The organism is Marinobacter sp. (assembly GCF_014859525.1).
Taxonomy (GTDB): domain Bacteria; phylum Pseudomonadota; class Gammaproteobacteria; order Pseudomonadales; family Oleiphilaceae; genus Marinobacter.
This window is the reverse complement of the sequence record NZ_JACUUB010000147.1, coordinates 1-3477: the sequence shown is the minus strand read 5'-3', so window position 1 is coordinate 3477 and position 3477 is coordinate 1. Positions and strand designations below refer to the sequence as shown.

The window sequence follows — 3477 nt, the reverse complement described above, 5'->3', positions numbered from 1 at the left end:
GCCGCAAAGACAAGAACTTTGATCAGGTGCAGGCAGACATCTACGGCCAGTTCGAGAACACCTTCATGATGTATCTGCCGCGTCTGTGCGAGCACTGCCTGAATCCGGCGTGTGTGGCCAGTTGCCCGAGCGGTGCCATCTACAAGCGCGAGGAAGACGGCATCGTACTGATCGACCAGGACAAGTGTCGTGGCTGGCGGATGTGTGTCTCCGGCTGCCCGTACAAGAAAATCTACTTCAATTGGAAAACCGGCAAGTCCGAGAAGTGCATCTTCTGCTACCCGCGTATCGAAGCCGGTCTGCCGACCGTTTGCTCCGAGACCTGTGTCGGCCGTATCCGCTACCTCGGTGTGCTGCTGTACGACGCAGACCGCATTGAAGAAGTGGCCAGCGCCCCGGGCGAGCACGAGCTGTACGAAAAGCAGCTGGAAATCTTCCTGGACCCGTTCGATCCGAAAGTGATCGAGCAGGCAAAGAAAGACGGCATCCCGATGAACGTGATCGACGCCGCCCAGCAGAGCCCGGTGTACAAAATGGCGGTGGACTGGAAACTGGCCCTGCCGCTGCACCCGGAATACCGCACCCTGCCCATGGTCTGGTACGTGCCGCCACTGAGCCCTATCCAGTCCGCAGCGGAAGCCGGCAAGGTCGAGTTTGATGGCATATTGCCGAAGATCGAAAGCCTGCGGATACCGGTCAAGTATCTGGCCAATCTGCTCACCGCCGGTGACGAGAAGCCGGTAGTGCGGGCCCTCAAGCGGATCATGGCTATGCGCCTGTACAAGCGTGCCGAGACCGTGGAAGGCAAGGAAGACCTGCGTGCCCTTGAGGAATGCGGTCTGACCAAGGCTCAGGCGGATGAGATGTACCGCTACCTGGCCATTGCCAACTACGAAGACCGCTTCGTGATTCCGACCAGCCATCGCGAGCTGGCCAAGGAAGCCTTCCCGGACGCCCACGGTGAGCGTGGCGGCTGCGGCTTCAGCTTCGGGGACGGCTGCAACGGTGGCGACAGTGAGTTCAGCCTGTTTGGTGGCAAGAAACAAACCACCAGCATGGTCAGCAAGCTGACCACCGTGAAGCACGTCGACCCCAAACAGCTGCAGGACTGAGGAGCACATCATGCAACTTCTTAAAGTAATGGCCCGGGTACTGGAATACCCGACCGAAGAACTGCAGCAATCCAAAGACGCTCTGGTTGCCGCTGTCCTTCAGGACAGTCGGTTGCCACGGCAGAACAAGGAACAGCTGCTCACCGCCATCGACCGGGTCTGTGATACCGACCTGCTGGATTTGCAGGAAGCCTATGTCAGCCTGTTCGACAAGGGCCGGTCAACGTCTTTGCTGCTGTTCGAGCACGTGCACGGCGAATCCCGCGACCGTGGCCAGGCCATGGTCGACCTGATGGAGCAATACCGCGCCAACGGCCTGGAAATCGACGCCAAGGAACTGCCGGATTACCTGCCGCTGTTCCTGGAATACCTGTCGACCAGGCCCTGGGACGAAATCCAGAACTGGCTTGAGGATATCCATCACATTCTCGGCTTGCTGGGCGAGCGCCTGTACCAGCGCGAGAGCGTGTACCACGTGATTATGGACGCACTGCTGGTGCTGTCCGGTCGCAAGGCGGACCGCCAGGAGCTCGCCCGGATCGTCGCCTCGGAAGAGCGCGACGACACCCCGGAAGCCCTCGACAAGGTCTGGGAAGAGGAAATGGTGAAGTTTGTGGATGACCAGGGCAGTTCCTGCAACACCGGCGGCGTGGTAGGTCAGCGCCGTCGCGAGCTGGAGCAGACCCAGACCATCCACCTGAGTGATCAGCTGATGACGGATGCAAGCCACCGTCAGGCAGGGCGCGCGTAAGCGCAGGAGGAAACAACGATGTCCTATCTCAACACACTGCTTTTCGGGGTCTACCCCTATATCGCCCTGGCCGTCCTGTTCATCGGCACCTGGGCCCGTTACGACCACGGTCAGTTCACCTGGCGGGCACAGTCCAGCCAGATGCTGAGCAAGAAACACATGGTGCTGGCCAGCGTGCTGTTCCATGTGGGCATATTGGTGATCTTCTTCGGCCATTTGGTCGGCCTGCTGGCCCCGAAATGGGCCTACGAATGGTTGATGACACCCGGTCAGAAACAGGTCATGGCCGTGCTGGTCGGCGGTATCGCCGGCGTCATGTGTCTGATCGGCGGCGCCATGCTCGCCTGGCGCCGCCTGACCAACCCACGGGTTCGCGCCAGCAGCACCCTTGCCGACAACCTGGTGATCTGCATCCTGGTGGTCCAGGTCACCCTCGGCCTGCTGACCATCATCCCGACCCTCGGGCACCTGGACGGCTCCCAGATGCTCAAATTCTCCGCCTGGGCACAGGGTGTACTGACCTTCCAGGGTGGCGTGGCCGCACACGTGGCTGATGCCCACTGGATCTTCAAGGCCCATATCTTCCTTGGCCTGACCATCTTTGTACTGTTCCCGTTCACCCGACTGGTGCACATGCTCAGCGTGCCGGTTGAGTACTTCGGGCGGAAGTACCAGGTGGTCCGCAAGCGGGCGTGATGTGAGCTTATAGCCACGGAGACCGGGTGCGGTCTCCGTGGCCAACGTATTCCAGAGGTAAAAACGCCATGCAAATGATCCCCGTCGGCCAGGCCGACCAACCCAGAAACCAGTTCCCGCCGGTCTATGTGGGCGACACCCTGATTCCGGAAGCCGACATCGCCCGGGAAATGCAACACCACCCGGCCGAAGAAGCCGTCGACGCCTGGCACCAGGCCGCCAAAAGCCTGGTCATCCGGGAACTGCTGCTGCGCCAGGCCAAACGCCTGAAACTGGACAACATCGAAGACGAAGAAGACCGCATCGCCCGCGTACTGGAACAGGAACTCGACGTCCCTGACCTCGACGAACAAGCCTGCGAACGCTTCTACGCCGCCAACCCTGGCCGCTTCCGTAGCCCGACCATCATGGCCGTCAGCCACATCCTGCTGGCTGCCGCCCCGGACGACGTCCAGGAACGCATGAGCCAGGAAGAAGTCGGACGTCAGTTGCTATCCTCATTAATGGATGGCCGCGCCCAGTTCGCGCCACTGGCCAAGCAATACTCCGCCTGCGAATCCCGGCACCAGGGCGGCAGCCTGGGCCAGATATCCAAAGGCCAGACCGTCGAAGAATTTGAACGCCCGGTGCTCAGCCTGAACCAGGGCCTCAACCCCGAACTCATCGAAACCCGCTACGGCTGGCACATCGTCCGGGTTGACCAGCGCATCGACGGCGAACAACTGCCGTACGAACACGTCAAACCCCAGATCCGCCAGTACCTGAGCGAAAGCGTCACCCGCCGCGCCTTCCGCCAGTACCTGCAGGTTCTGGCACTGGAAACCGGCGTCGAAGGCGTCGACCTGGAATTGCCGGATTCGCCGTTGATGCAGTAACAGACCCGACCTCTGAACTTGGCAGTCCGGGCGCGGGTAATGC

General features: G+C 60.9%; 4 protein-coding genes. All 4 read left to right on the top strand.

Annotated elements, in window-relative coordinates:
• A partial coding sequence (gene narH, locus IBX51_RS14810) for a nitrate reductase subunit beta (protein WP_291832092.1) occupies positions 1-1112 on the top strand: 1112 nt, incomplete at its 5' end.
• Between the two features lie 10 nt (positions 1113-1122).
• Positions 1123-1863: a nitrate reductase molybdenum cofactor assembly chaperone gene (narJ, locus tag IBX51_RS14805; protein WP_291832090.1), complete on the top strand. Its 741-nt coding sequence runs from the start codon at positions 1123-1125 to the stop codon at positions 1861-1863.
• Between the two features lie 18 nt (positions 1864-1881).
• The gene (gene narI / locus IBX51_RS14800) at positions 1882-2559 is read left to right on the top strand and encodes a respiratory nitrate reductase subunit gamma (protein ID WP_291832089.1); all 678 of its coding nucleotides are present in this window, start codon (positions 1882-1884) and stop codon (positions 2557-2559) included.
• A 68-nt stretch (positions 2560-2627) separates the two neighbouring features.
• Positions 2628-3434: a peptidylprolyl isomerase gene (locus IBX51_RS14795; protein ID WP_291832087.1), complete on the top strand. Its 807-nt coding sequence runs from the start codon at positions 2628-2630 to the stop codon at positions 3432-3434.
• Positions 3435-3477: the final 43 nt, after the last annotated feature.

What these genes read in the sequence shown, in the direction of transcription:
- narI (WP_291832089.1), top strand. Translation starts at nt 1,882, where the DNA reads ATGTCCTATCTCAACACACTGCTTTTCGGGGTCTACCCCTATATCGCC.
- narJ (WP_291832090.1), top strand. Translation starts at nt 1,123, where the DNA reads ATGCAACTTCTTAAAGTAATGGCCCGGGTACTGGAATACCCGACCGAA.
- IBX51_RS14795 (WP_291832087.1), top strand. Translation starts at nt 2,628, where the DNA reads ATGCAAATGATCCCCGTCGGCCAGGCCGACCAACCCAGAAACCAGTTC.